The organism is Acidobacteriota bacterium, assembly GCA_040754075.1.
Taxonomy (GTDB): Bacteria; Acidobacteriota; Blastocatellia; order UBA7656; family UBA7656; genus JBFMDH01.
Map to the genome: position 1 here is coordinate 241,562 of JBFMDH010000006.1, position 25,477 is coordinate 267,038.

A 25,477-nucleotide genomic window follows, 5' to 3' on the forward strand; every position below is an offset into this window, starting at 1 on the left:
TCCTATTTGGTGGCTATTACAGATTCCAATTCTCGAACGCAATCAATTAAAAATTGCCCGATTGTTGATTGCCCTAAACCTGCAAGCGATGTGTTGCGATCAAGTTGATCTAAATCCTCTTGTGTCAGTCCAGTTTGAAAGCCGACAGGAATGCTTTGCCAAGAAACTTTGGGTAAGCTTATTAACCTAGCTTCAATCGCACCGTAACCTTTTGCAGCGCCCATGCCGATTCGGATGTCTCCTTCGGCTAAATCGCGCATTGTTAAAGCCAACAGTCCGATTGCCCATTTGCCTGCGCCAAGTTGTTCAAGGGATTTTAGGTCAACTGAAAATTGCCCGGTCAATCCCAAATCCGCTGCAACGGTTTTTTGAAATGATTCAGCATTGAATTTATGACCTTCTGCACCGCCACCTGTAAAACGGTCTATTGCCACAAATTCTTGTTTTTTTGGAGTGATTGCTTTAGCGCCTAAAAAAGGCGTAGTTTGAAACGGCGAACGCCACCCCGATGCTCCGAAAAGCTGACAAGCAAGGCAAAGCTTTTCTACTTCACTGGCTTTATTGACGGACGGGCAGCGGTATTCAGTTGGATCATCAACTGAAATGTCCTGCTGCCATTTGGCGACTTTGGCATCAAGATAACATGCATAGCCGCCCATTGTGCGAATGATTTTTTCAGCTTGGCTTCGCACCGCGCCTTTGATTGAACGCTTTGGCAAAAGTGGTTTTCCGTTGATGTCTCGCAAAGGAGTATGATTCGGACGTTTGTCAGACTCTCTATCTTTTCCACCTTTTGGTTTCGCATGGCTTGGGTCATTGACGATGAAATTTTCTTTAACATCCAATGTCACATCAACCGCTATGTGATAACGTGGGATAGAGGAAGCTTTCAATTGGCTGGCTCTTGCTACCGAGTCGCTTGCTAATTCTGTTTTTTTCTCAATGAAAAAATTATCGGTGATTGCACACCCTACCCCATTGCCATTTGACGAAATCCACTCTTTGACCTTGTCTCCATCAAGAACTTTGACGTTCTTTAACTCCCAATGGAAACGTCCCCAACCTTCTTCGCCTGCATCAGGAGTAATGCCGCTGTTCTTTCTGAAGTTTGTATCGCTTGTTTCACTTCCTAAAGCTATTCCATTGTTGGCATTGAAGCCTTCGAGTAACGCCAGCAATTCAACCAATCCATTATCGCCATTCGTGGATGGCATATCATCATAATCGTTGCCGCTTAGAATCAGTTTGAAACGGATTCCCGGCGGCACGTATTCATAATGAAAAAGCTTTTGATCGCTTGCTGTGCGGCGCTTACGATTGATAGCAACGGCAGAGGCTACACCTGTCAAACGAGTATCGCACCAATATGGCGGGTCATTGTTTTCACTAAATGAGTAGTCATTTATTTCAGCATACGCATCATGAAATTGAATCTTACCAGCTCGTAACTCTTCTTCACCCTTATCGCTTCCGAAAAAGTCCTTTTGTTTTTCTTCTTCTACGTGGCAAGTTATAGCCCATTCGCGCAAATTCCCTTTTATGGTAGTCGCAGGAAGATAAGCGCGACCGTTTTTATCAACCGCAACAGAAGAGATATCCACTCGCTTCTTTGTCTTGTCGTTTATTAAATCGGGTCGTGTAGTTGGGTCGCCATTGCCTATATGCAACGGCGTTCGCGTCGTAAGCGTTCCTTCAATTATCCAACGGTTCAAAAACTTTCGATGCGTCTCAACTTTTGGTGTCGGCGGGTGTAAAGGTTGCAGATTGAACGGCGGTTCAGGTTTTAGTGTTATCGGTTTTTCAGAGTCTAACCATTGAATCGGCAGATAAGAATTTGGATCGAAATTTTCTTTATGAACTTTCAGATTGACAGCGATTTCGCCATAACCATTCTGCGGAATATACGGACAGTTTCTCCAATCGTCACCGTCATTATTTTCGGCGTTTCTTGCAAAGCGTTTTTTCGCCCATTCGGGAATCGGCAAACCGGTTTTCAACCATAATTGTATTTTGTCTTTTGCAGTATCCTCTATTGCTTTGAGTACAAAGACGCTTCCGGCTTCGGTCAATAAATAGGGATTGTACGGCTTGCCTGATTGAAACCGCTTGTACAGATATTCGCCACCCGCCAAAGATTGGCTTGCATAATAACGCACAAGTTCTAAAGTTGGTTTGTCTTCTTTATCCTTTGAAAGTTGTCTCCAAACTTCTTCGTAGGCTGCTTTGAGTTCATCTTTCCCACAGGTTTCATCAAGCCGCGCAGGATCACAAAGCAAAGTGGGCGTTTGTAAAGTTACAATCCAGCAATCATCAATTAGGTTATCCGGGTCAGACTCTTGGCATTGTCCAATTGTTCCATTTGCTTTTACTTCAACCTCAACCTCCGCTTTAGTTTTTCCAAATCCCTGCAAATCAAACGAAGTAAGCAACTCAGAAAGTTGGTTCGCTACTTTCTGACGTTCATTTGAATCTACGCCACTGAAATCAACGCGGGCATACCATTCAACTTCTTTTTCGTCATAATCTTTGGTTGTAAGCAGTTCATAAGCGAAAAGTTGTTCATCTTTGGCGCGATTGTTTTTAATAGCCGTGTGAATTTCCAATTTCGTTTTTGGGTTTGCCCATCCAAATTTTTTCTGAACATCGCAATGCTCTTTCCAATCCATGAAGAATTCCGGCGCAACCGGTTTGCCATCGCTCTTTTTTATCAAGACAGGTGTTTGGCAACGCGCTACATCGTACTGTTTGTCGTTATTCCCTTCTTTAATTTTCACTAATGAGTAAGGAAACATCGTCGGACGTTTGCGAGTTTCCTTTAGCCCAGGAAATGCATGAGTAAATCGTAACCGAGAAAAATATTCTCCCAGCTTTTCGCGGTCTGGGTCAGTGTCTTTATTAATCTCACTCCCGCTTTTGCCTAGTAGCTTCAACCAAGTCGCGGCTAACGCTCCTTTCAACGCGCCGCCTGAAATCATTACATCAGACTCAAAGATGTTGTCGCTGATTCGTTTTTTTGAGAAACAAAAAGGCGATTTCGGTTTGAGAATTAAATCCACAGAATCCGCGCTTGGAGCAACTGTAGTTGGAGTTTTGACTTGTTGGTTTTCCTGAGCATTGTCAAATTCGACATTAACGCCAATTAGCTTTCCAAAACCCACATTTTCCAAAGCCCCAAGATGAGTTATCCATTTCAAGCCCAGTTCAATATCGCGTTTGACCGTATTCGCCTCGTTTTGAGTTTGTGCAAAGAAACTTATAAAGCCCGTGAAATCAATTTCGTCGCCGACAGCAAACGGGCTTTCAATAACTTGCATTTGCCCTTGATCCACAGCGCGGCGCTCGCGGTCAATACTGATACGAAAGAGCGTATCTGCATTGGCATCTTCGGTCGTGAAGAAATCCTCGAACATCAACAGACCGCGATTCGGTTCAACCGATGACGACGCGCCCATTTCATATTCGGATTGCTTGCCTAAAAGTTGTTCAAGGTTGGGATTGAAGGATGGCTCTGCTTCTTTGAGTTCTGTCCAAGCTTGGCGCAAACAACCCTTTATCAACTTTCGTGGAAAGCAGCACTTATTATCGGCGTTCTTAGCCATTGCGGCATCTACTCCAAATGCGCCGATTTCAGATGATTTTGTAATCAAGGGAGCTTTAACTTTTAAGGTAATGTTGAGTTTAACAAGCATCTTGTGCCTCCTTCATACTCAACCTATGTAATCCCATAGGGCGTTAATATGAATCCACCAAACTGGGTTCGCATCGTCAGATTTTTTAACCAAATCTTTATCATCAGGATTCTCAATCAACTTCATCCACACGTCCGCATCTCCGCGAAGAGCGGAAATGAACATTTTCAAATTATCCGTCTCTTGAGAGGCAACTATTCTTCCCTCGCCATCTTTAGGCAAAAGACTGTTACAGGCGACTAACAAATCTTGTAGCGGTTTGCCTATGTCAGGCAGAGAATCTCCGTTAAGCAATATTTGAACCAACTTGACCAGTTTGCGACGTGGCAAAGTATCTTTCAGTTGTTGCATCATTGCCGGATTAACAGCTTGCATCATCGCACCATCTAGGATGAGCGATTCGTTAATCCCTTTTCTAGTCCCGTCTTGTTGAAAGGGGCAACGCGTTTCTAAATAAGAGTCAAGCGATTTACCTATATGGTCGAAGGATTCAAGAATCTCATAGACAAATTGATTTTTGTCACGGTTGCATTTTGCTTTCTTCTCACACAACTCTTTTACCAAATCTTTAATCCGTCGAATCGGTGCATTATGGTGACAAAATGCGATTCCCGCTGCGTGCTTGAGTTTCTCCTTTGGATTTGCAGGGTTTTCCCAACCCTTACTCGTGGCAAAAAAGTCTGCCAATGTTTCCCATCCTTTCCACGCGGGAACAACAATGTATGAATCGTCACCGCCCCAAAGCAAAACTTCCATACGGTAATGATCTTCAAGATTTTTCGTCCTCTCGTTCTCTACCTCAACTTGCCAATCTTCTTCATTGTTCATCTGTTCAACTAAACTTGCTAACCATTCACGGCGATACTCTTTGATTTTGCCATCGAACTTCTTAAGTTCTGTTTGATTCGCAAGACCGCTTTGAATGCCGCTAAAGCCGTTACCATCAAAGTAGATGACAGCCATCTTTTGATTCAGGTTCCCTTTAGAACCATCTCGCGTTATCTGGTCAAAGTCCCAAGCGAAATTGTATTTAACAAGATGATCTTTACGGATATGGTCAAGCTCCGTTTTGATAAATGTCTGCTTTTCTGCAAACCCGTAATCTCGGCGTGCTGCTACTGATGTGCTTACATCCTTAATATCATCTTTGAACTTACGTTTCGCTTTTGCCGGTCTCAGCTTATCAACCACACAGATTTCGGAAGTGTCCTTTGACGGAAACTCGTCGTTGTGTTCAGGTACAGTTACTTGCGGCGCGGTCATCTGTCGCCAACGATTCAGAGCCAAAACCGCTTCACGGCTCTTTTGGAATTCTTCATCATTTTCAACAAGCGTAATATCAGCCACAAAGGTCGCGTGACGATAAGTGAAATTCGTTTTTTTGAGATAATTCTCTACTTCATCACGTTTCTCTTTAGCCCGATCTTCATCATCGACTTCAAAAGAAAATAACCCAACAGACGCGCCCGTTGAAATTTCTGTTAATCCTGCGACATTCGTTTGTATGTCCTTCACAGCCTGCAATAAAAGCAAACTACCGCCGCGTATCGTGCTGAGGTCAGATGTCTCATAAACAAAATTGTTTAGATTTACACCTTCGAGACGCAGATAAAATTTCATAAATTTTCTCCTCATTTTCAGAAGACTCCGCATTCATCCCCCTGCAATCTTTCAATTTATTTTTTAGCTTTCGATAATAACTCTGCAAACCACTTGAAAATGCCTGCGAGGTATTTTGAGAGAATCAATACAATAAAGAAGCTAATAATAGAAAGACTCCAGGCGACAATTGCCTCGCCACTCACGCCATCTATAATGTTTTTCACCGTCAATTGATCCTTCTTATCTACTAATGTCAAACCGATGGCTACTATTGAAAAAACTGCTGCTATAACTGTGAGAATCGTCGTTATATTTGTTTGCTCTTGATTCTGTTGCTGTGAAAGATAATCATGGCTGCTATGGATTTCTTTTTCTATTTCATTGAAGAGTTCTTGAATATCTAAATGTTTACGCGCGAGTTCGTAAAGTTCCAGTCCTTGTTGTTGATTGGAAATCAATGGGAACTGGTATAGATTGGTAAACAGGGTGAATTGCCAACGCATCTCTTCAAACTCACGTTGCCAGGTTTCATGTTTTGAGGAACTTTCAGAACGCGCATCAACAGATATTTCCGTCAGCCTATTGCTGAAACGAAACAGCACAACACGAATGTAAAAAAGCAGCAAGAACATATCGAAATACATCTGCCCAAAATGCCTCCAAAGAGGTAGATCGGGTATTTCATCACACAGCAGCGCTCCGCTGTGATAACTGAAACCGTAATACGTTCCCCATTCTTCCCAGCGATGATAGGTATGCTCTTTTGCCCATTCACGCTCGAAAGCCCTCGATTGGTGCGTTGCTTCTGGACCCTTTCCAGGCTGATCCACGTTGAGTAGTTTTATCCAATGCCCGTATTGATGCGCTTCCCACTCTTTTAAGTCAAACCTGTATTTTTCCCTATACTGATCAATAGGAAAATGTTGACGCAAAGCCTCTCCGCCCCCTTTCAAAACTGCGCAAGTCCAAACAAAAGCGCGATTGTCTGCATAAATCTCCAACTCTTTTCCATTACACTGGTCATTGCGAGGCTCAATGAGATTGAAAGGTACATTATTGAAAGCCAGGGGCTGACTTAAAAGAAATTCATAAATATCCCAAAAGATTTTTCCATTCTTGCCCTCAAAAAGTTTTTCAAGTCCATCAGGGCTTACACACAATTTCCCCTTTTCCTTTTCATCTCCGAAGATTTCCTTTCTATGTGCCTCATAACTTGGTTCTTTATACCGTAACGCCTCATTGAGCAATAGCATTTCATCAAGCGTTGTCTCATCCTGAAAGTTAATCTCTATCACCAAAAAGCCCGTTCGCATTGGTGAATTCGCAGCCAAACCTTTTGAGTCAGGTAAGTTGCATTCAAAAAGTATTAACTTAGGCGCGTTGATGGCTATTTGTCTTATTGTGGAATCCAGCATTTTAAATGTAATGCCAATATCTTTTTTATAAGACACAAACTTGTCATTCACTTTGCTTTTTAACTCAAACCATTTGGCATTCTCAAAAAGCACTTTTGCTGTCTCTTGAGTCAGATATTGCTTTCGCCACTTTAGATCATTCGGGTCTTCTTCTTTGATTTCTTCCCAAACTACTTCCTCGTTGCCAACGTCTGTTCGTTCTACCGTATAAGCAAATGGCATAACAAAACGTGTATAAGACGCTGCATTCTTTCCTTTAGGATCACCACCCTTAAGTTTAAGTTTTTCCATATCAGTATTGATCCTCCTGACAACTCCTAGAACAACCTACAATGGCACTTCGTTGGTGTTACATTTCAACTTGCTCGAAATTCGCTGTTGGCTTCAAGTTTTAGGACATCACCCTTTTGTCTGACTTTCCAATTCATGCAACAAGCTAATGCACCTTTCACAATCGAGTGCTCCTTTGGTGGAGTAGCAACAATATTGGCAAATTCCGATTCGCCAAATTCTTACTGCCTGCTCAAACGACTATCTCGAATTTGCCTAAGCCGAATGCCGTGTTGCTGCCGACGTGTAATAATTCACCGGCAATCAGCAAGGGCAGAAAGGCTTTCAAGGGGTTATTAACCGAAGGCTCTTCGACCGCCGGATTGCTGACCGAAGGGTCGCCAACAAAAGCAATGTCGCCGATAAAACCGCCGAATTTCATATGCGTCTGCTGGCGGTTCGAGTAACGCTGCCAATCATGCCAGCCTAGTTTTGACTCAAGGGTTTTGACTGCTGCCGCGCGCGCAATCAATTCGCGATAATCCAACGCCAACTCGCCCGCCCCATGCACGGCGGCAAGCAATGACACCCGTCGCAAGAGATTTTTTACCAACGCCGCAAAACTTAAATTGACCTGCAAATCATCATTTGCGCGAATCCGCGTCGGCGTCATAAAGCGCAACCGTAAGGGTTCATTTCGCTCAAGCGCCGCTACGACGCCCTGCCTGGCTAAACGGTTGATTCGCTCTTCAATGAGGTTCACTAAACTGTTCGCGGCGGACTGTCCGGTTAAGCGACTGCCTTCTCCTGCATAAATGCGCGTTCGGTCACCGGCTTCGCTTACGGCAAAAACTTCTTCAAGCGCAAACCGCGCGCGCTCGGCTCCGAGTCCGCAACCCGCCATTTCGCTCACCGCATAAATGATATAAGGCAAATACTCAATTGCCGCGCCGAGCAACACCAACTCGAATGCCAGTTCATCGCCAACTGCAAAATGGCGGCGTTCACCGGCAACCGGATTTGCCTGAGTCGATTCAGCGCGTTTAACCAATCTGACAGCCGCCGCCATATCCGAGCGCACAGTCGGTGTAGCCCCTGATTTCAATGGAGCAAGCGGCATTTCGCGGTTTTCGATTGCAAATTCTCTGGTTTCTAATGGCGTTAGAATGAATGGATGCGGGGCGTTTTGTTGTCCGCGCAATTGTTGGACATCGGGTGGAGGCGGCGTTTCAAACAGATAAGGATAAATGCAACGGTCACTCACCAGACAACGGTCGCAATTACGATGCGGCATCACACATACTGCCTGCTTCAAGGCGTGACCGAATGCGCCTCTCAAGGTTGAACCTAAAAACCTGGGCAAGGTAGTCGCTTCACAGGCGCGCAAACTCAGTTGATAACGCGCAATCGTCAACGGGGCAAAATCTTCGGGGACCATGTCAGGCACTCCTAAAAACCAAAATTATCCTTTATCAGCTAGCGATAACTCCGACATTTGCCTGACCGGTGAATACCTTGTCGGATAGCGTTAAGTTTTTAAACCGCGTACTGCTAACTACGTCCCCTCTTGGTGGGTTGACTATTAAGTGGCGCGGATTTTATGCGGCGCGCGAAAAATATGCAAGCATTTTTTGATTGTCGCCTGGATGACCGGCAATTTCGCGCGGCTCCACCTGAGACAGTTACCGGATGATTCCGGTAAGCAACAATCCGTGCCAGATGAGCAACACGCAATAGGTTCGTGAAATCACCTTCAATGCCCTTTGCGCGCTGACCCGGCGTTCATAAAAATGCCAGCAAACGATGGTTCCCAGTAAAGTGGCGAGGAGTTTAACTCCGAAATAAGCGAGATAATGGTACTCCATCAAACTATTGATGAGCGGGTTGAGTTCAAAACAGCAATCATTGTCGACCAGCAAAAGCGTGCTGATGGCATCCAGAAGGGACATCAGATTAACCGCCGTCACGGCAGCAAGCAATAACCAGACCTTTCGACAAACAAACACACCATACCTCAGTTGCGTCGAAAAAATTTTATCTGAGGAGGTTTTCAGAAGGGAGTTCATCAGGTGAGGGGTTATCGCTTTGATGAGAAGACCTGCTCTGTCCCGCACTCAAAGACTCGGTTAAGTTAGCACAAGCTCAACCTCACGGGAATACTTTTTTTGCAGCCCGTCACAGCCTCTGCGAATTAGCCGAACAGATATGGCATAGTCACCTGGCAGTAGCCCGACCGTGAGGTTGAGCTTAGGCATTGGACGCCAAGCCCTCCCTCACGGTCGGGCTACTGGCTGCGCCAAGACGCGCGCATTCGCCTGATAAGCAGCTTGCGCCCGTTTATCAAAAGAAACTCGGAAACGTCATCCTTAAAGACGCTCGCCTAGTCCCTTACCTTCGATATATAATCGGCGTTTGACCATTCGGGTCAAACGGTGACTGAACCGGTCAATAACCAAAAGCAGCGGGCATTTTATTCATCATCATTCGGCAAATGTTCGCAGAGGAGAAAAAGACAAACAGATGAATTCATCAGCATCCGATTCCGGCGCGGCGACCATTGAATCGTCGGGACCTTCCAATTTTATTCGCGACATCATCATTAAAGACCTTCGAGACGGTAAACACCACGGGCGCGTACAGACGCGCTTTCCGCCCGAACCCAACGGCTACCTGCACATCGGTCACGCCAAAGCCATCTTCTTGGACTTTGGTCTCGCGGCGGAATTTGGCGGCAAATGCAATCTGCGGTTCGACGACACCAACCCCTCCAAAGAAGAGACCGAATATGTCGAATCCATCATGGCGGATGTGCAATGGCTCGGCTATCAGTGGGACGGACTCTATTACGCTTCGGATTATTTCCAGCAACTGTATGATTGGGCGGTTCAATTAATCAAAGCCGGAAAAGCCTACGTCTGTGACCTGAGCGCCGATGAAATTCGCGAATATCGCGGCACCCTCACCGAACCCGGTAAAAACTCGCCTTACCGCGAGCGCGCGGTTGCAGAGAATCTCGATTTATTCGAGCGCATGAAAAACGGCGAATTCCCCGACGGCACGCGCACGCTGCGCGCCAAAATCGATATGGCGTCGCCCAATCTGAATATGCGCGACCCGGTGATGTATCGCATCCTTCACATGGCGCATCATCGCACAGGCGATGCATGGTGCATCTATCCGATGTATGACTATGCGCACGGGCAATCGGATTCCATCGAAGAGGTGACACATTCCATCTGCACCCTGGAATTTGAATCGCACCGCCCGCTCTATAACTGGTTCATTGAAAACCTCGGCATTTTTCCATCACAGCAGTTTGAATTTGACCGGCTCAATCTCACCTACACCCTGCTCAGTAAACGTAAGCTATTGCGACTGGTGCAGGATGGTCACGTTGCCGGTTGGGACGACCCGCGTATGCCGACGCTTTCGGGAATCCGGCGACGCGGTTACACGCCCGAAGCCTTGCATAATTTTTGCGCCAATCTGAGCGTGTCCAAGACCAATAACACGGTGCAGCTTTCGCATCTCGAATATTTCGTGCGCGAAGATTTGAACAAACACGCGGCGCGGGTGATGGCGGTGCTGAAACCTCTGCGCCTGGTGATTGAAAATTATCCCGATGATTTGGTTGAAGAGATGGAAGCCGTAAACAATCCCGAAGACCTGAGCGCCGGCACGCGCAAAGTGCCGTTCTCGAAAGTGCTTTACATCGAACAGGACGATTTCAAGGAAGACCCGCCCAAACAGTTTTATCGTCTTGCGCCCGGTCGCGAAGTGCGTTTGCGTTACGGTTACATCATCAAATGCGAAAGCGTCGTCAAAGATGAGGCAGGCAATATCGTTGAACTGCGTTGCACCTATGACCCGGAAACCCGCAGCGGGCAAGCGCAAAGCGGGCGCAAAGTCAAAGCCACGATTCACTGGGTGTCAGCCGCGCACGCCGTCGATGCAGAGGTTCGCCTCTATGACAATCTGTTTGTCAAAGAGAATCCCAATGAGGTTGAGGAAGGGCAGGAATTTACCGTAAATCTCAATCCCCATTCGCTCGAAGCGCTTACGGGTTGCAAAGTCGAACCGGGTTTAAAAACCGCGGCGGTTGGCGCGCGTTTTCAGTTTGAACGATTGGGTTATTTTTGTGTTGACCCGGATTCAACCGCTGAACAACTGGTGTTCAATCGCACCATTGGCTTGCGCGACACCTGGTCGAAGATTGAACAACGCAGCAAGCAGTGACCGGCGATTCGCATATACGCCCTGTCGCGCTTTATCAACCTTTCGCCATCAAAGCCCTGAGCGACAAAGATGCAGAAACCTGCGGTCGCTCAGGGCTTGACGGCAAGCAGTATGCCAACCCGATGGTGACAGCTTTTGCACAAATTCGTTAAAACAATATTAAGCGTGGAATTCTGCCGAAAGGCTTTGCTGCAATCATCCGGTCAGCCGCAAGCTTCGCCTGCCGAAAATATGACTGACCGCAGAGGCGCGGAGAACGCAGAGAAGGCGCAGAGAAATCGCGAGTAAACTATCCGGTTTATCATGAGCGACCGTATCAAAAATTTAATCAACGCGATGGCGCAGGAAGAAGAGCGCGCGCTCAATCAGGAGTTTCTTGCGCCCTGCGTTCGCGGCGGGCGAATTCGCGCCCGCGTCGCTAACCTCATCTATACCTTCAAAGCCTTGCCCGAAGATTTTGAAGGCTGGGGGATTTTTCTTCCCCTCTCTACAAAAGAGGCTGAACTTCTGGAAGAAGCCAGCCTCTTTCAAGTGAGCGAGTATCTGCAACTGCTGGCAAGCGTGCGGGTGCGCCTGGCGTTTCATTTGCGCGGGCAGACCTGGCTTGCCTATCCGGCGAACGCTTCGGATTTCGCGCAGAAATTCGGCGCGGCGCGTCCCCTACTCGCGCATCTCGTATCGGAAGGCGCAAAATTTGATCAAATCATCGCCTGCGCCGCAAACGGCACATTTTTCTTTGAAGCGATTGACCGCCGCAGCGACCCCCAACTTGCCGCCCAACTGCGCGAGGAGTTGCAAAAAGAGACCGCGCCCGATGGTCTCGCATTCGCCAATCTCACGCCGGAAATGCGCGTCTGTTATTCGCTTTCCGCGCATCCGCAACTCCCGGAAAAGCGGCGTCGCAGAGGACGCCAATCATCCGAGCGAACAAAACCACTAACCGATGAAGAGCGTTTACAGGAAGCTTTGCAAATGGGCGGCGGCGGGCTTAGAAATTTCACTGACCACGGCGAATTCTGGACTGTCGAATGGACAACCCCGAATGGTGAACATCACACCTCGGCAATCAGCAAAGACGATTTGACGGTCATCAGTTCGGGCATCTGTCTGAGTGGTCGCGATAGAGATTTCGATTTGCAATCTTTGGTCGGCGTCTTTGACTGGCAATAGTGAACAGGATTCGGGATACAGGATTCTGAACAAGAAAGTATGAACGATGAATGATGAAGTATGAACAGGATTGCTATATGCAAAGTTCATCGTTCATCGTTCATCGTTTTCATGAGGACTCCAGACTATTCATCTATGAGCAACACAACATATCTTTTCCACGAGTATCTGCATCGCAGCGATGAAGTGATGCGGCGATTGAGCGAAGCGCGCATCACCGTGTGTGGCGCGGGGGCGCTTGGCGCAAATCTGGTTGAGACGCTTGCGCGGCAAGGCTTCGCCAATTTGCGAGTGATTGACCGCGACCGCATCGAAGAACGCAACCTGTCAACCCAACCTTATTTCGCAACCGATGTCGGGGCATTCAAAGCGAAAATTCTTGCCAACAGTTTGTATCGCGCCATCGGTGTCAAAGTTGATGCGCGCGCCGAAGAATTGACCACAACCAATACGGCAAAACTCTTAAAAGATTGTGACCTCGTCGTTGATACTTTTGATAACAGCGCCTCGCGTCGCGCGGTGAAAGATTATTCGGAAACGGCTGGTGTGCAATGCCTGCACGCAGGGCTTGCCAACGGTTACGCGGAAGTGGTCTGGAATGATATTTATCGCGTGCCATCGGCGGCGCAAGACGACATCTGCGATTATCCGCTTGCCCGAAATCTGGTGAGTTTGACCATCGCGGTCACCGCAGAGGTCATCGTTCGTTTTGTCGCCGGAAGCGCCCGGCAAAGTTTTACCATCACCCTAGATGATTTCGCGGTGCGCCCGTTTCAGTTTTGAAAGACTGATTGCAAGGTTCAATCGGTTTGTTGATTAAAGCGAAAAGTTTTAATCAGCTTGCGAAGGCGACCTGACTCATTATCAATTGGGATTTCCCGGCGAATATACGCCAAAAATTCAAAAGCACTGGTCGCAAAGGTAGCGGAAAATCCGTCCGCATCCGCCGCATCCGCAATATCCGCCGGGAAATCTAAATTGCAATCAAGCCCGGTCTTTTTCCATTTGATAAATAAAACGAAACGGCAAAAAACCCATCACGATAAGTTCGCCACCCGCTGTTGTAAATCTCTGGTAATGAAATCCGCATCGCGGTTTGCATAACTCACCGATTCGCCAAAAGTAATTTTAATCTGTCCGGGCAACGCAAAATGTTTGCCTTTTTGTTTCAACTCAAACAAGCCGTCAATCTTTACCGGCACAACCGGGATATTCAATCCTTCGACCAACAAACCCGTGCCGCGCATAAACGGATGCAGCAACCCGTCTTTGGCGCGTGTACCTTCGGGAAATACCAGAACGTTATAACCGCGATCAACCGCCTGCCCGGCAAAGGCAAAACTTTTTCTGAAGCCACCTTCCTGCGGCAACGGAAAAACATTGAAAAAACCGGTAATCAATAGCCATTCGATTTTCCAGATGACGGCGCGAAACCAGTTGACACCCTTTGGCGGATAGCGCATATCGCGCAACCTTTCACCAAGCATAGCGATTGCCAGTTTGCGCCTGAAGCGAAACGGCAAGGCGGCAAGAATGAGTCCGGCATCGTTTTGGGTGATGTGATTGGAAACCAATAAAACCGGCGCGCGTAAATTTTTGAGATGCGCTTTGCCGCGCACGCTCGGTGAACCCAGCAATCGCACAGCCGGCAAAATCAATAGATATAGCGCCACCAAACGAATCCAGGTTGCCGGAAACCGGTAAGCCCACTCGGCAAAGGGATACGGGCGTTTTACTTCAACAGGCGGGTTGATTTCCCCGCTTGTCCCGGTTTGGTGAATCATTTTTTCAATGTCGCCAAGCGTGGTTGCCGCGGTGAATGCCGATTCATCGAGTTCAACCTGATAGCGTTCTTCGAGCGCGCTCAGCAGTTCAACGCGACCGATGGAATCAAGTTTTAAATCGGTGGCGATATTGGCAGAGGCGTTAAGCTGCGACACCGCTTCGCCGCTCAGTCGCGCAATCGTTTCAAGCAAAGGTGAGGCACTGGGTTGATGCACTTTGCTGCCAGCCAGTTCACTGCGCACCACTTCAACGATGTCGCGTTTGCGGGTCTTTTGCGTCGTCGTGGTGCGCGGAAAATCCGCATCCTGCCAGACGAACCAACGACGAATCTGTTGATACTCACTTAAACTTTGATTGGCGCGTTTGATGATGGTTTGCGCATCCGCGTGTTCGTCGTGCAGCAACAAAACCGCGAGCGGTTCCGCGCCGCGTGCGCCTTCAATAGCAATCACGGCACTGTCGCGCACTTCGGGTTGATGGTTGAGCGCGGCTTCGAGGTCTTCGGCATAGATATTCAAACCCGCTGCCGTGACAATCACATCTTTTTTGCGCCCTTTGAAAAACAGTTTGCCTTCCGCATCGCGTTCGGCAATATCGCCGGTGCGCAACCAGCCTTCCGCGCCGGCAAACGGTTTGACACCGTTTTGCCAGTAACCGGGCGAGACATTGGTGCCGCGCACCAGGATTTCGCCGCTTTCATCAATCTTGATTTCCTGACTTGCAAAGGTTTTGCCAATCGACCCGCGCGTTGCCTCGAAAGGATTATTGAAACTCACCAGCGATGCGGTCTCAGTCATCCCATAACCTTGCACGGTTAAATAACCGAGGCGATGCCAGAACTCTTCAGTCTCCGCATCGAGGGTTGCGCCGCCCGAAACAAAAGCCCAGAACTTCCAGCCTAAGCGACGGTGAATATCTTTAAAAGCCAGCCATTTTCTGAGGAAATGTTTGCCTTCGACGGCTTTGAACCGTTGATGAAATTTTTCGGCTTCGCCGCTCGCTTGCCATTCGCGTTCGATTTTATCGCGCAGTGATTCCAGCAGTCGCGGGATGGTGACGATGACCGAGATGCGCTCGCGTTTGACAGTCGTAATGATTTCCGATGGGTTTAGAGATTCCTGAAAATGGACTTCGCCGGTCAAAAGTTGCGGCACGAACAGTCCCATAAATTGACCGAAGACGTGCGAGAGCGGCACCAGACTCAAAAAGCGCATCGGGTGAATGAGCCATTCAAAGCGCAGATATTTCTGCATTCCACGTTCAAGCGGCAAAATATTTGCCAGTAAATTTTTATGCGTCAGGCACACGCCTTTCGGGTCGGCAGTCGTCCCGGATGTGTAAATGATTTCAACCAGGTCATCTTCATTAATATCGGCTTGTGAATAAGGCGCGGTTGAATGTTGTTTAATGATTTGCGCGAGGTCTTCGAGTTTGATGCGGTCAAGCGTTTGGTCAAGCGCGATGCCATATTCATCGCTATAGATTAAAAGTTTCGGGGTGGTTTGCGCTTTGACGCGCTCGACAAAATCCAACGAGCTATGTAAATCGAGCGGCACGACCACCACGCCGCGCAGCAGACAGCCGAAAAACGCGACCACCCATTCGGGGCGGTTTTTTGCCCACAGCAACACGCGGTCGCCTTTTGCAATCCGGCGGGCATCAAGTTCGCGGGCGAATTGATAGATGGACTCGGCGACCTGTTCGCCTGACCACTCCACGACTCTGAGTTCGGGTTTATGAGAAAAGACTTTCTCTCGTTTACGACGGGCAAAATCGTCAATGAAACTGAGTAATGTAGTACGCATGAATATTTTTTCTGAAGCGAATCGAACTCACTGCCCTGCGAGTATTATGGCGGTTTATAAAAAAAGGCTCAACAGCGCTTTGCAGGTTCCGTCTTAGTCGCATGGAGAAAACTATGCCGGTTACCTGCGTGGCGATGTCGAGCCAAAGGAGAAACCTCAAGGAGGTGACAACGCAAATTATTCGATAAACCTCACAATGGCGACCGAACAGGGCGCTTGCCAGGCAACTTTTGCAGAGACGCTGCCCAGCATATGGTGTTTGGCATCTACGGAGCCGGTGGCTCCGAGAATGATTAAATCGTAATCGCCATTTTCAGCTTCGCCTAAAATCTCGGTCGCCGGATTGCCTTCCTGAATCACCGTCGAAACCGAATAGTTCAATTTGTCGAGACGGTTCTGAGCTTCTTCCAAAACCGCTTCGGCTTCGCGTTGGAATTCGATTTCGAGTTGAATTTCCGGGTCGGATTTGTCGAAGGTATCGGTCGCATAATCGAACCACTCGCGCTCCAAGCCCAGATGAATCCAGGGGGTTTCTTTCACATGAATCAAGGTGATTTCCGCGCCGCTCAGATTAAAAAACTCGCGCATCACTTTGAGCGCATTGATTGACGCAAGCGAGCCGTCCACGGCAATCAACACGCGCAGGTTTTCATCGGTGGTCAACTCTCTGGCAACCAGCACGACGCCCTGCGCGCGTTCGACGACGCGAGAGGCGACGGGACCAAGCCCGACGTTTGCCGCGGTAAATTTGCCTTTGGAACCGACAACCGTCACCTCATATTCATCAGCCATGCGCACAATGATGTCTGCGGGCGAACCGATTTCCGAAACGGTATGCGCAGCGATGCTTCGCGAAAGCAGTGCGGTCATGGCTTTATCAAGAATCGCCTTGGTTTCCTGCGCGATGCGTCGTTGATAATGCTGGCGAATTTTGTTCTGATTTGCGCTTGCCGCGCGGCTTTTGCTTTTGAGTGGATAGAATTCCGGCGCTACGCATAACACATCGACTTCATTGCCGTCCTGACGAATCAGGCGGCTGGCGGTGCGCAAAGCCGTAGTCGATTCTTTTGAACCATCGGTAGCCATCAAGGTTTTCATACAACTGACCTCCTCGCCTCTTCGCTTTCGCAAAGCGGTGATTGCGTTTAATGCCCGTGGGCTTCTTCGCCATAGCCGCTTTCACAAGCCTCACACACAAAACGAACTTCCGAAAGGTCGCCGACAAACCCGGCTACGGCGCGGCGGTAAATGTCTTCGTCAACATAGTAAAGTCGCGCGCATTCCCGACAGTGCAACGGATGAATATTGGTTGCGGTTTTGTAGATTGTCGGACGGTTGAAGGCGTTCAACTTTTCTTCAGGATTCAGGTTTTCTTTAAGCATAATTCACCCCTCATCAAGAATTTCGGTTTTGGCAATTTCAACCTTTTTGCGCCGCTTGATTGCCGGTCGGCTGTGTTGTTTTACATCCAACCGTTTGCGTTGCGCATAATCGAGCAAGCGGCGTTTGGCAACGTCGAACGCTTCGCGAATTGCCACTTTGATGTCTTTGTGCGGAGCGTTCCATTCTTCGCTTTTGCTGTACTCCTCGTTTTCAAGCTGCTTTTTCTTGGCATGCAAATTAGGTTCATGGTTGATGACCAGTTCTTCATCGGGCACTACCAGGTCAATTTTGATATGACGATGGCGACCCCGCAAGTGATGGCGATTGGGAACCTCGACCAGGACCCGGCATCCTAAAATGCGGTTGTAGTAATTTTCAAGTTTGGCGGCTCGGTCACGAATTAATGCCTCGATGGCATCCGAAGACTGCATATTGCGAAACGTGATTTGTACTGGAAGTGTCATATCGTTGCCCTTTCAAAAATAGTTTTAACTACGGTGACTCTCCCCTTCGAGAGTCAACATATAAATCAACAGGCAACCGACGTACCGAATCTTGCGAGTGATGCGACGGGCAGAAAAAGGCTTCAGTGGCGAACAGGGTTGCGCGCTTTCACCCAAGCGATGGGGAAGTTTGCACAAAAGCTTCAGATTGAACAAGGAAATACCCCTTAATAACTTCGGTCTGAATTTTGCAACAATAAAAAGGATGTGGTTTTTATATATTCATTACGAATGGAGGAATAACTGATCGCTAAGGTATAATGGGCAGGCTAACAATTGACGAAAGGAGGTGAATCTGATGTTTAAGAGATTTGCCAAGGTAGTCTCCTTTATGATGTTGATTTCGTTAGTCCTTCTCGCAAACAGTTCTTTTCAAACATTAGCTACTGCAAATGACCGAGGGCGTAAGCTTTACTTACAATATTGTGCCAGCTGTCACGGTATTGATGGCATGGGCAATGGACCCGTGACACCCAATCTGAAAGTAGCTCCCCCTGATCTGACAGCAATTGAGAAGAACGAAGGGAAATTCCCCAGTCTTCGCATCCAAAATGTCATCGCTGGTGAGGTAGGTCAAACCGAACTGACCATACACGGAACGAAAGAGATGCCGGTTTGGGGAAATATTTTCCGACTCAAAAAAGGTCAAACTCATTCGATACTTAATGTCTATGCATTGACAAAATACATAGAGTCCATTCAGAAAAAGTGAACCTCTGAGCAGTCAACCTGAGCGCCCCTCAGCCCGGAGCAACGGTTGAGCGTGAGAGTTTTTGGAGAATGTTCAATAGGTCACAAACTCGATTAAGGTGAGAAGCGTTCGGAATTCTTTTTCGGCTGCCAAGGTTGGTTATCAGAATGGAAATCGCACGGGTTCCCGATTTTAAAAGTGTTCAGAACTTTCAAACCATGACTTAGAACGCTGTTGAGCAGCAAAATCTATTCAGCCCTTTTGCGGCTGACGAAAGGAGGCAATCGAAATGAAAGTGAAAGATGTGATGAGTGAGAGGGTAAGGGTATGTGGGTTTAACACCAATCTGGCAACTGCCGCCGCCATTATGTGGGAAGGCGATTGCGGCATGCTTCCCGTAATAACCGATGACGGTACGGTTGAAGGCATCATCACTGACCGCGATATAGCCATTGCCGTTGGCACGCGCAATCAATGCGCCAATGAAATTATCGCCGGCGAAGTGATGACCGGTCATGTGTGGGGTTGCAAAGCTGATGATGATATTCATACGGCGCTCAAACTGATGCGTAAAGAGAAAGTTCGCCGGTTGCCGGTAGTCAACGATGAAGCAAAACTTGCAGGCATCCTCTCCCTGAACGATGTGGTTACGCATGCCAAACCGGCTGATGCCCATAAGCCTGTGGATTTGACTTACGATGATGTAATGAAAACCTTCAAGGCGATTTGTGAACATTGTCACGCCGAAGATATGGAATTAGAACAACCCACTATTGCTTCAATGACCGCAACCACCTGACCTGTAACCTTGCGTGAGCGAAATCCAAACTCATGGCGATTTTGCTCACGCAAACTTTTTTGCGTTTTTATTCGGAAACATGATGATTGAATCAATATCTCTACTCGACCGCCAATCCATAGACCGCTTCAAAGATTTGAAACACATGATTGGCAACACGCCGCTTCTGGCAATCCGTTTCACCTACAAAAACCAAGCGCGCATCATTTACGCCAAAGCCGAAAACCTCAACCTTACCGGCAGTATCAAAGACCGCATGGCGTTTCATATTCTCAAAAAAGCCTATCAATCGGGCAAGATTCAACCCGGCGCGACGATTGCCGAAGCCACCAGCGGCAATACCGGCATCGCTTTTTCGGCAATCGGGCGGGCGCTCGGTCATCGCGTGGTAATTTTTATGCCCGATTGGATGAGCCGTGAGCGCGTCGCTTTGATTCGCAGCCTCGGCGCGGAAATCGTTCCGGTGTCGCGCGAACAGGGCGGCTTTTTAGGCAGCATACGACTCACCGAAGAGCTTGCCCAACGCGATAAGCAGGTTTTTCTGCCGAGCCAGTTCTCTAATGATGCCAACGTTGAAGCCCACGAACAGACGACCGCGCCGGAAATCTGGCACCAGTTGCAATCCGCAGGGCTTGTGCCCGACGCTTTTGTCGCCGGCGTCGGCACCGGTGGCACGATTATGGGGGTCGGGCGCTTTCTTCGGCGGATGAATCCACACATTAAACTGCACCCGCTTGAACCCGCCGAATCGCCGACTCTTTCTACAGGTCACAAAGTCGGGCAGCATCGCATTCAAGGCATTTCCGATGAATTCATTCCGGCAATCGTTAATCTCGATGAACTCGATCAGGTGATTGCCGTTTCGGATGGCGATGCGATTTTGATGGCGCAAAAGCTGGCGGCAAATCTCGGACTCGCGGTCGGCATCTCTTCGGGCGCAAATTTTATCGGCGCATTGATGGCGCAAAATGAATTGGGTCAAGACGCGGTGGTGGTGACTGTGTTTCCCGATGACAACAAAAAATATTTAAGCACCGATTTGCTGCGCGAAGAGCCTGTGAAATTCGACTACCTCGCGCCCGATATTGAACTACAAAGCTTTCGCGCTTTCCGGCGCGTGTGCCAGACCTGTTTTGATTTTGATGAAGTGACGAATCCGCTCACCTCACTCACCCTGCATTGATGCGACCCCAGAAGGAAAAAGTTATGTACGAAGGACTCAAACCAATTCGCGCAATCGTTGAACAACTCGCCATACCCGATGAATACGCCGTCAATTACGGCTGGCACATGGCAAAACTTAGGCTGAAATTGCTGACCGATTTGCAGCCTAAAAAAGACGGCAAATTGATTATGGTCACTGCCATCACCCCCACAAATCATGGCGAAGGCAAGACCGTCGTTTCCATAGGGCTTTCGCAAGCCATCAACCGCCTGGGCAAAAAAGCCATCGTCACCTTGCGCGAACCGTCGCTTGGTCCGGTATTTGGTCTGAAAGGCGGCGCAACCGGCGGCGGCAAATCGCAAGTCCTGCCCGCCGAACGCATCAACCTGCACTTCACAGGTGATTTTCACGCGGTCACCACAGCGCACAATCTGCTTGCCGCCGCCGTTGATTCGCACATTCATCACGGCAACGCTTTACGCATCGATGTGGACAATATTTTTCTGCCGCGCACCATCGATATGAACGACCGCGCCTTGCGGCACATCATCGTCGGGCTTGGCGGCAAAACCAATGGCGTGCCGCGAGAAACCGGCTTTGTGATTACCGCCGCATCAGAAGTCATGGCGATTATCGGGCTTGCCACTTCGCGTCAGGATTTGCGCCGTCGCTTGGAAGACATAGCTGTCGGGTTTGATTTGGATGGACATTTGATTCGCGCCCGCGATTTGAATGTGACGGGCGCGATGATGGTTGTTTTAAACGAAGCGATTATGCCCAATCTGGTGCAGACGACGGAAAACACTCCGGCGTTTGTGCATACCGGACCGTTTGCCAACATCGCGCACGGCACCAGCAGCATCGTCTCGCAACAGATGGCTTTGAAGCTTGCCGATTATGTCGTCAACGAATCGGGATTCGGCGCGGATTTAGGCGCGGAAAAATATTTCGATCTGGTGATGCAGGCATCGGGCATTAAACCTGCTGCCGCCGTCGTCGTCGCCACCATTAAAGCGTTGGCGGCGCACGGCGCATCCGGCGAGGCAAATGAAGAAACCGGTGTCGCCTTGCGCAGAGGGTTAAGCAATCTCGAAAAACACCTTGAGAATCTGAAAAAGTTCAACGTGCCGGTGGTCGTCGCCATCAATCGGTTCCCCAATGACAGGGAATCGGAAATCGCCATCGTGCAGAATTTCTGTCGCGAAGCGGGGGTCGAATGCGCGCTTACGGAAGTCTTCACCAGAGGCGGCGAAGGGGCTTTGGAGTTGGCAGAAAAAGTTATAGCGGTTGCCGATAAAACCAACACAAATGAGGTGCGTTCGCTTTATGATTTGAACCTCGGCATTGAACAGAAGGTCGAAAAGATTGCTACGGAAATTTACGGCGCAAGCGGCGTCTATTTTGAATCCGATGCCCGCAAGAAATTGAAGAAATTCGCGGCGCTCGGTTTTGACAAAATGCCCGTGTGTATGGCGAAAACCCCTGCATCGCTTTCCGATAACCCGAAATTGATTGGCGCTCCAAAGGGTTGGACATTGACGGTCACGGATGCGCACGTCTCGGCGGGAGCGGGATTTGTGGTGGTGGTCGCGGGCGCGATGATGTTGATGCCCGGACTTCCGAAAGTGCCGCAAGCCGCGAAGATGGATGTTGACGAGAGCGGCGCGATTTTCGGATTGAGTTGAGCAAGCCTCCTGTCAGGAAAATTTTTCGCAGGTCGGAAAATTTAATTTTTAGAAAACCTGTTTCAAATTTTAACATTGGTCAAAATCACTCAGGCGCAACGCGGGAATTTCCGCAAGACCGGAAATTTCCGCACCATATTTGTACTATAAAACCTCGAACGGTAATTTTTCTCACCTTTTCGGCTGGAATGCATTTTGCCTGATGCCAATCGAAGCCCGTGTGTTCAAGGGCTGTACGTAAGCTCGAATTCCCGAAATCAATCTCAATCACAGGCACTTGAGAAGATGCGATGGCGCATTTTCTCTGCCGATTTTATTTATTGATCTTTGCATTCTATTCATCAATTCCGGCTGCGGCGAAATTCTTTGTTAGTCAGTGCTGTTGGCAAAAGATTCGCCCACAAGCCGCGAAAGGAGGAGTCATGCCGATTGAAACTTTTTACGAAGCAGCGCGACGGACAGGAATTTCAAGACGCGACTTTTTGAGATTCTGCGCGACCACCACTGCTTTTCTAGGACTTGAAACCACCCTCATTCCAACAGTCGTTAAAGCTTTGGAAACCGCGCCGCGTCCGCCTGTCTATTGGCTCAATTTCGCGGCTTGCAGTTGTTGCAGTGAATCGCTGATTAAATCTTCGCACCCACTGGTCGCCGATGCCATCTTAGGACTCATCTCGCTCGATTACATGGAAACCATACAAGTCGCCGCCGGCACTCAGGCGCAGGAGATTACCGAAAAAGGCATGAAAGAGAATTTCGGTAAATATATCCTCGCGGTCGAAGGCTCGGTGCCGACCGCCGATGGCGGCATCTATTGCACAGTCGGCGGGCAAACCGCGCTTGAGCATCTGCAAAAAGCCGCCGAAGGCGCAAGCGCGATTATCTGCGTCGGTTCGTGTTCATCGTTTGGTTGCGTCACGGTTGCTAAACCCAACCCGACCGGCTGCAAACCTGTGGGTAAAATCATCACCAACAAGCCGGTCGTCAACATTCCCGGCTGCCCGCCGATTGCCGAAGTGATTATGGGAACGATTGTTCATCTGGTGACTTTCGGTTCGTTGCCGGTGCTCGATAATCTCCAACGTCCGCGCGTCTTTTACGGTCAACGCATCCACGACAAATGCTATCGTCGCGCTTTCTTTGACGCCGGTATGTATGTTGAAAAATTTGATGATGAAGGGGCGCGCAAAGGCTGGTGTCTGTACAAAGTCGGCTGTCGCGGACCTGTAACCTATAACTCATGCTCGGTGACCAAATGGAACGAAGGTGTCAGTTTCCCGATTCAATCCGGGCATCCTTGCCTTGGTTGTTCGGAACCTGATTACTGGGATAGACAACCGCTCTATTCGCATGTGCCGGATGTGCCGCTTCCGGGATTTGCGACGGCTGACCAGATTGGCGGACTGTTCGCAGGTGGCGTCGCCGCCGCCACAGGCATTCATCTCGTTACTTCGGCGATAAAGAAAGCCACCAGCAAGAAACCTGTTGAACCCACTGCAACGCCGCAAGACGCCAGCGCGACCGAAGGGAAGGAGGAATAAGTTATGGCTCAAAGAGTTGTTGTTGACCCGATTACCCGCATCGAAGGACACCTTCGCGTGCAAACCGTTGTTGGCGATGATAACGTCATCAGTGATGCGTCCTGCACCAGCGCCTTGTTTCGCGGCATCGAAATCATTTTGCAGGGACGCGACCCGCGCGATGCCTGGGCTTTGGCTGAACGCATCTGCGGCGTCTGCACCCTGGTGCATGCGGTGACCTCGGTGCGCGCCGTTGAAGATGCGCTCGGCATCAAGATTCCTGCAAACGCCAATAACATTCGCAATCAACTGATTGCCGCGTTGCATATTCACGACCACGTGGTTCATTTCTATCACCTGCATGCGCTTGATTGGGTCGATGTGGTGTCATCGCTCAAAGCCGACCCGAAAGCGACATCGGAACTGGCGCAAAAAATTTCGCGTTGGCCCAAATCATCCGTCGGTTATTTCACCGATGTGCAGAATCGTTTGAAAAAATTTGTCGAGTCGGGACAACTCGGCATTTTCGCCAATGGTTACTGGGGACATCCCGCTTATAAGTTGCCGCCCGAAGTCAATCTCCTGGCGGTTGCGCATTATCTTGAGGCGCTCGACTGGCAACGGGAAATCGTCAAGATTCATGCGGTTTATGGCGGCAAAAATCCGCATCCCAATCTGATTGTCGGCGGCGTCCCCTGCGCCATCAATCCCAATCATCCCGACGCTATCAACATCGATAAACTCACACTGGTGAAAGCCAAAATCGACGAAGCCATTGATATGGTCGAACAGGTCTATTATCCAGACCTCGTCGCCATCGCCGGGTTTTATAAAGACTGGGCGAAATGGGGCGGCGGGGTGAGCAACAAAGGCATTCTCGATTACGGCGATTTTCCGACCGTCGGCGGCGACCCGAAAACCAATCGCTGGAAAGGCGGCGCGATTTTAAACGGCAACCTCAATGAAATTTTTGAAGTTGACCCGCGCGACCCCGAACAGATTCAGGAATTCATTTCGCATTCGTGGTTCGAGTATTCGCAAGGCAATGCCAAAGGTTTCCACCCCTGGGATGGCGAAACCGCGCCGAAATATGATGGCCCGAAACCGCCCTGGGAATTTCTGGAAATGGACAAGAAATATTCCTGGATGAAAGCGCCGCGCTGGCGCGGTCACGCTATGGAAGGTGGCCCGCTCTCGCGCACCATTCTCGCCTATGCCCATAAAGACGAAGAAGTTCGCAGTTACGTTGATGAGGCGTTGAAGATTTTGGGCGTGCCGATTGAAGCGATTTATTCGACGCTTGGTCGCACGTTGGCGCGCGGCATTGAAACTCGTCGCGCCGCCGTGTTGCTCAAGAAACTTTACGAAGAGTTGATAGCCAACATCAAAGCCGGCGATTATCAAACCGCGAATACCGAAAAATGGGAGCCATCGACCTGGGGAGCGGGCGAACTGAAAGGCGTTGGCACTTATGGCGCGCCGCGCGGCGCGCTCGCCCATTGGGTAAAAATCAAAGACCAGAAAATTTCCAACTATCAAGCGGTCGTTGCCACCACCTGGAACGGTTCCCCGAAAGACCCGACCGGACAGCACGGACCCTTTGAAGCCTCGTTGATTGGTCTGCCGGTTCACGACCCCAAACAACCGCTCGAAATTCTTCGGGTGATTCACTCATTCGACCCTTGTCTTGCGTGTTCGACGCACGTTCTCGATATGGACGGCAACGAAATCACGCAGGTCGAAGTGGTCAAATAGGGGA

The 25,477-nt window shown here is 49.1% G+C and carries 19 protein-coding genes; 10 read left to right on the forward strand and 9 right to left on the reverse strand.

Going from position 1 to position 25,477, the window contains the following annotated elements; all coding sequences use genetic code 11:
• Positions 1–2: 2 nt before the first annotated feature.
• From AB1757_09245 to AB1757_09265, 5 genes are all read right to left on the reverse strand, one after another.
• Positions 3–3,689, reverse strand: a complete 3,687-nt coding sequence (locus AB1757_09245; protein ID MEW6127211.1) for an RAMP superfamily CRISPR-associated protein — start codon at positions 3,687–3,689, stop codon at positions 3–5.
• Positions 3,690–3,707: 18 nt separating this feature from the next.
• The gene (locus AB1757_09250; protein ID MEW6127212.1) at positions 3,708–5,309 is read right to left on the reverse strand and encodes a hypothetical protein; all 1,602 of its coding nucleotides are present in this window, start codon (positions 5,307–5,309) and stop codon (positions 3,708–3,710) included.
• A gap of 56 nt (positions 5,310–5,365) precedes the next feature.
• Positions 5,366–6,997, reverse strand: coding sequence for a hypothetical protein (locus AB1757_09255; GenBank protein MEW6127213.1), 1,632 nt, complete (start codon positions 6,995–6,997; stop codon positions 5,366–5,368).
• Positions 6,998–7,229: 232 nt separating this feature from the next.
• Positions 7,230–8,414, reverse strand: a complete 1,185-nt coding sequence (cas6, locus tag AB1757_09260) for a CRISPR system precrRNA processing endoribonuclease RAMP protein Cas6 (protein ID MEW6127214.1) — start codon at positions 8,412–8,414, stop codon at positions 7,230–7,232.
• A 244-nt stretch (positions 8,415–8,658) separates the two neighbouring features.
• Positions 8,659–8,982 (reverse strand): DUF5658 family protein, encoded by a 324-nt coding sequence (locus AB1757_09265; GenBank protein ID MEW6127215.1) that lies wholly within the window; start codon positions 8,980–8,982, stop codon positions 8,659–8,661.
• A gap of 514 nt (positions 8,983–9,496) precedes the next feature.
• On the opposite strand from AB1757_09265, the gene AB1757_09270 reads away from it, so the two are divergent.
• The 4 genes from AB1757_09270 (at position 9,497) to AB1757_09285 (ending at position 13,165) form a co-directional block, all read left to right on the forward strand.
• A complete protein-coding gene (locus tag AB1757_09270) occupies positions 9,497–11,212 on the forward strand; it encodes a glutamine--tRNA ligase/YqeY domain fusion protein (protein ID MEW6127216.1) in 1,716 nt (571 codons plus the stop codon).
• Positions 11,209–11,364 carry a hypothetical protein gene (locus AB1757_09275; GenBank protein MEW6127217.1) on the forward strand — a complete coding sequence of 52 codons (156 nt, stop codon included), beginning with the start codon at positions 11,209–11,211 and terminating at the stop codon, positions 11,362–11,364. Before AB1757_09270 ends, AB1757_09275 begins: the two co-directional genes overlap by 4 nt.
• Positions 11,365–11,515: 151 nt before the next feature.
• Positions 11,516–12,382, forward strand: coding sequence for a hypothetical protein (locus AB1757_09280; GenBank protein ID MEW6127218.1), 867 nt, complete (start codon positions 11,516–11,518; stop codon positions 12,380–12,382).
• Positions 12,383–12,517: 135 nt separating this feature from the next.
• Positions 12,518–13,165 (forward strand): ThiF family adenylyltransferase, encoded by a 648-nt coding sequence (locus AB1757_09285; protein ID MEW6127219.1) that lies wholly within the window; start codon positions 12,518–12,520, stop codon positions 13,163–13,165.
• 254 nt (positions 13,166–13,419) lie between these two features.
• Here AB1757_09285 and AB1757_09290 read toward each other — a convergent pair whose 3' ends face one another.
• From AB1757_09290 to AB1757_09305, 4 genes are all read right to left on the reverse strand, one after another.
• Entirely contained in the window at positions 13,420–15,972 is a 2,553-nt protein-coding gene (locus AB1757_09290) for an AMP-binding protein (protein MEW6127220.1), read from the reverse strand.
• A gap of 177 nt (positions 15,973–16,149) precedes the next feature.
• Positions 16,150–17,070, reverse strand: coding sequence for a universal stress protein (locus tag AB1757_09295; protein ID MEW6127221.1), 921 nt, complete (start codon positions 17,068–17,070; stop codon positions 16,150–16,152).
• A gap of 47 nt (positions 17,071–17,117) precedes the next feature.
• The gene (locus AB1757_09300; protein MEW6127222.1) at positions 17,118–17,354 is read right to left on the reverse strand and encodes a hypothetical protein; all 237 of its coding nucleotides are present in this window, start codon (positions 17,352–17,354) and stop codon (positions 17,118–17,120) included.
• Between the two features lie 3 nt (positions 17,355–17,357).
• Positions 17,358–17,819, reverse strand: a complete 462-nt coding sequence (locus AB1757_09305; protein MEW6127223.1) for an HPF/RaiA family ribosome-associated protein — start codon at positions 17,817–17,819, stop codon at positions 17,358–17,360.
• A gap of 337 nt (positions 17,820–18,156) precedes the next feature.
• Here AB1757_09305 and AB1757_09310 point away from each other — a divergent pair, with 337 nt between their 5' ends.
• The 6 genes from AB1757_09310 (at position 18,157) to AB1757_09335 (ending at position 25,473) form a co-directional block, all read left to right on the forward strand.
• On the forward strand, positions 18,157–18,570 hold the full coding sequence (locus AB1757_09310; protein ID MEW6127224.1) for a c-type cytochrome: 414 nt from the start codon (positions 18,157–18,159) through the stop codon (positions 18,568–18,570).
• Between the two features lie 268 nt (positions 18,571–18,838).
• On the forward strand, positions 18,839–19,348 hold the full coding sequence (locus AB1757_09315; GenBank protein MEW6127225.1) for a CBS domain-containing protein: 510 nt from the start codon (positions 18,839–18,841) through the stop codon (positions 19,346–19,348).
• A 79-nt stretch (positions 19,349–19,427) separates the two neighbouring features.
• Positions 19,428–20,531 carry a PLP-dependent cysteine synthase family protein gene (locus AB1757_09320; GenBank protein MEW6127226.1) on the forward strand — a complete coding sequence of 368 codons (1,104 nt, stop codon included), beginning with the start codon at positions 19,428–19,430 and terminating at the stop codon, positions 20,529–20,531.
• Positions 20,532–20,554: 23 nt separating this feature from the next.
• Positions 20,555–22,198 (forward strand): formate--tetrahydrofolate ligase, encoded by a 1,644-nt coding sequence (locus AB1757_09325; GenBank protein ID MEW6127227.1) that lies wholly within the window; start codon positions 20,555–20,557, stop codon positions 22,196–22,198.
• Positions 22,199–22,620: 422 nt separating this feature from the next.
• On the forward strand, positions 22,621–23,739 hold the full coding sequence (locus AB1757_09330) for a hydrogenase small subunit (protein MEW6127228.1): 1,119 nt from the start codon (positions 22,621–22,623) through the stop codon (positions 23,737–23,739).
• A gap of 3 nt (positions 23,740–23,742) precedes the next feature.
• Positions 23,743–25,473: a nickel-dependent hydrogenase large subunit gene (locus AB1757_09335; GenBank protein ID MEW6127229.1), complete on the forward strand. Its 1,731-nt coding sequence runs from the start codon at positions 23,743–23,745 to the stop codon at positions 25,471–25,473.
• Positions 25,474–25,477 lie beyond the last annotated feature (4 nt).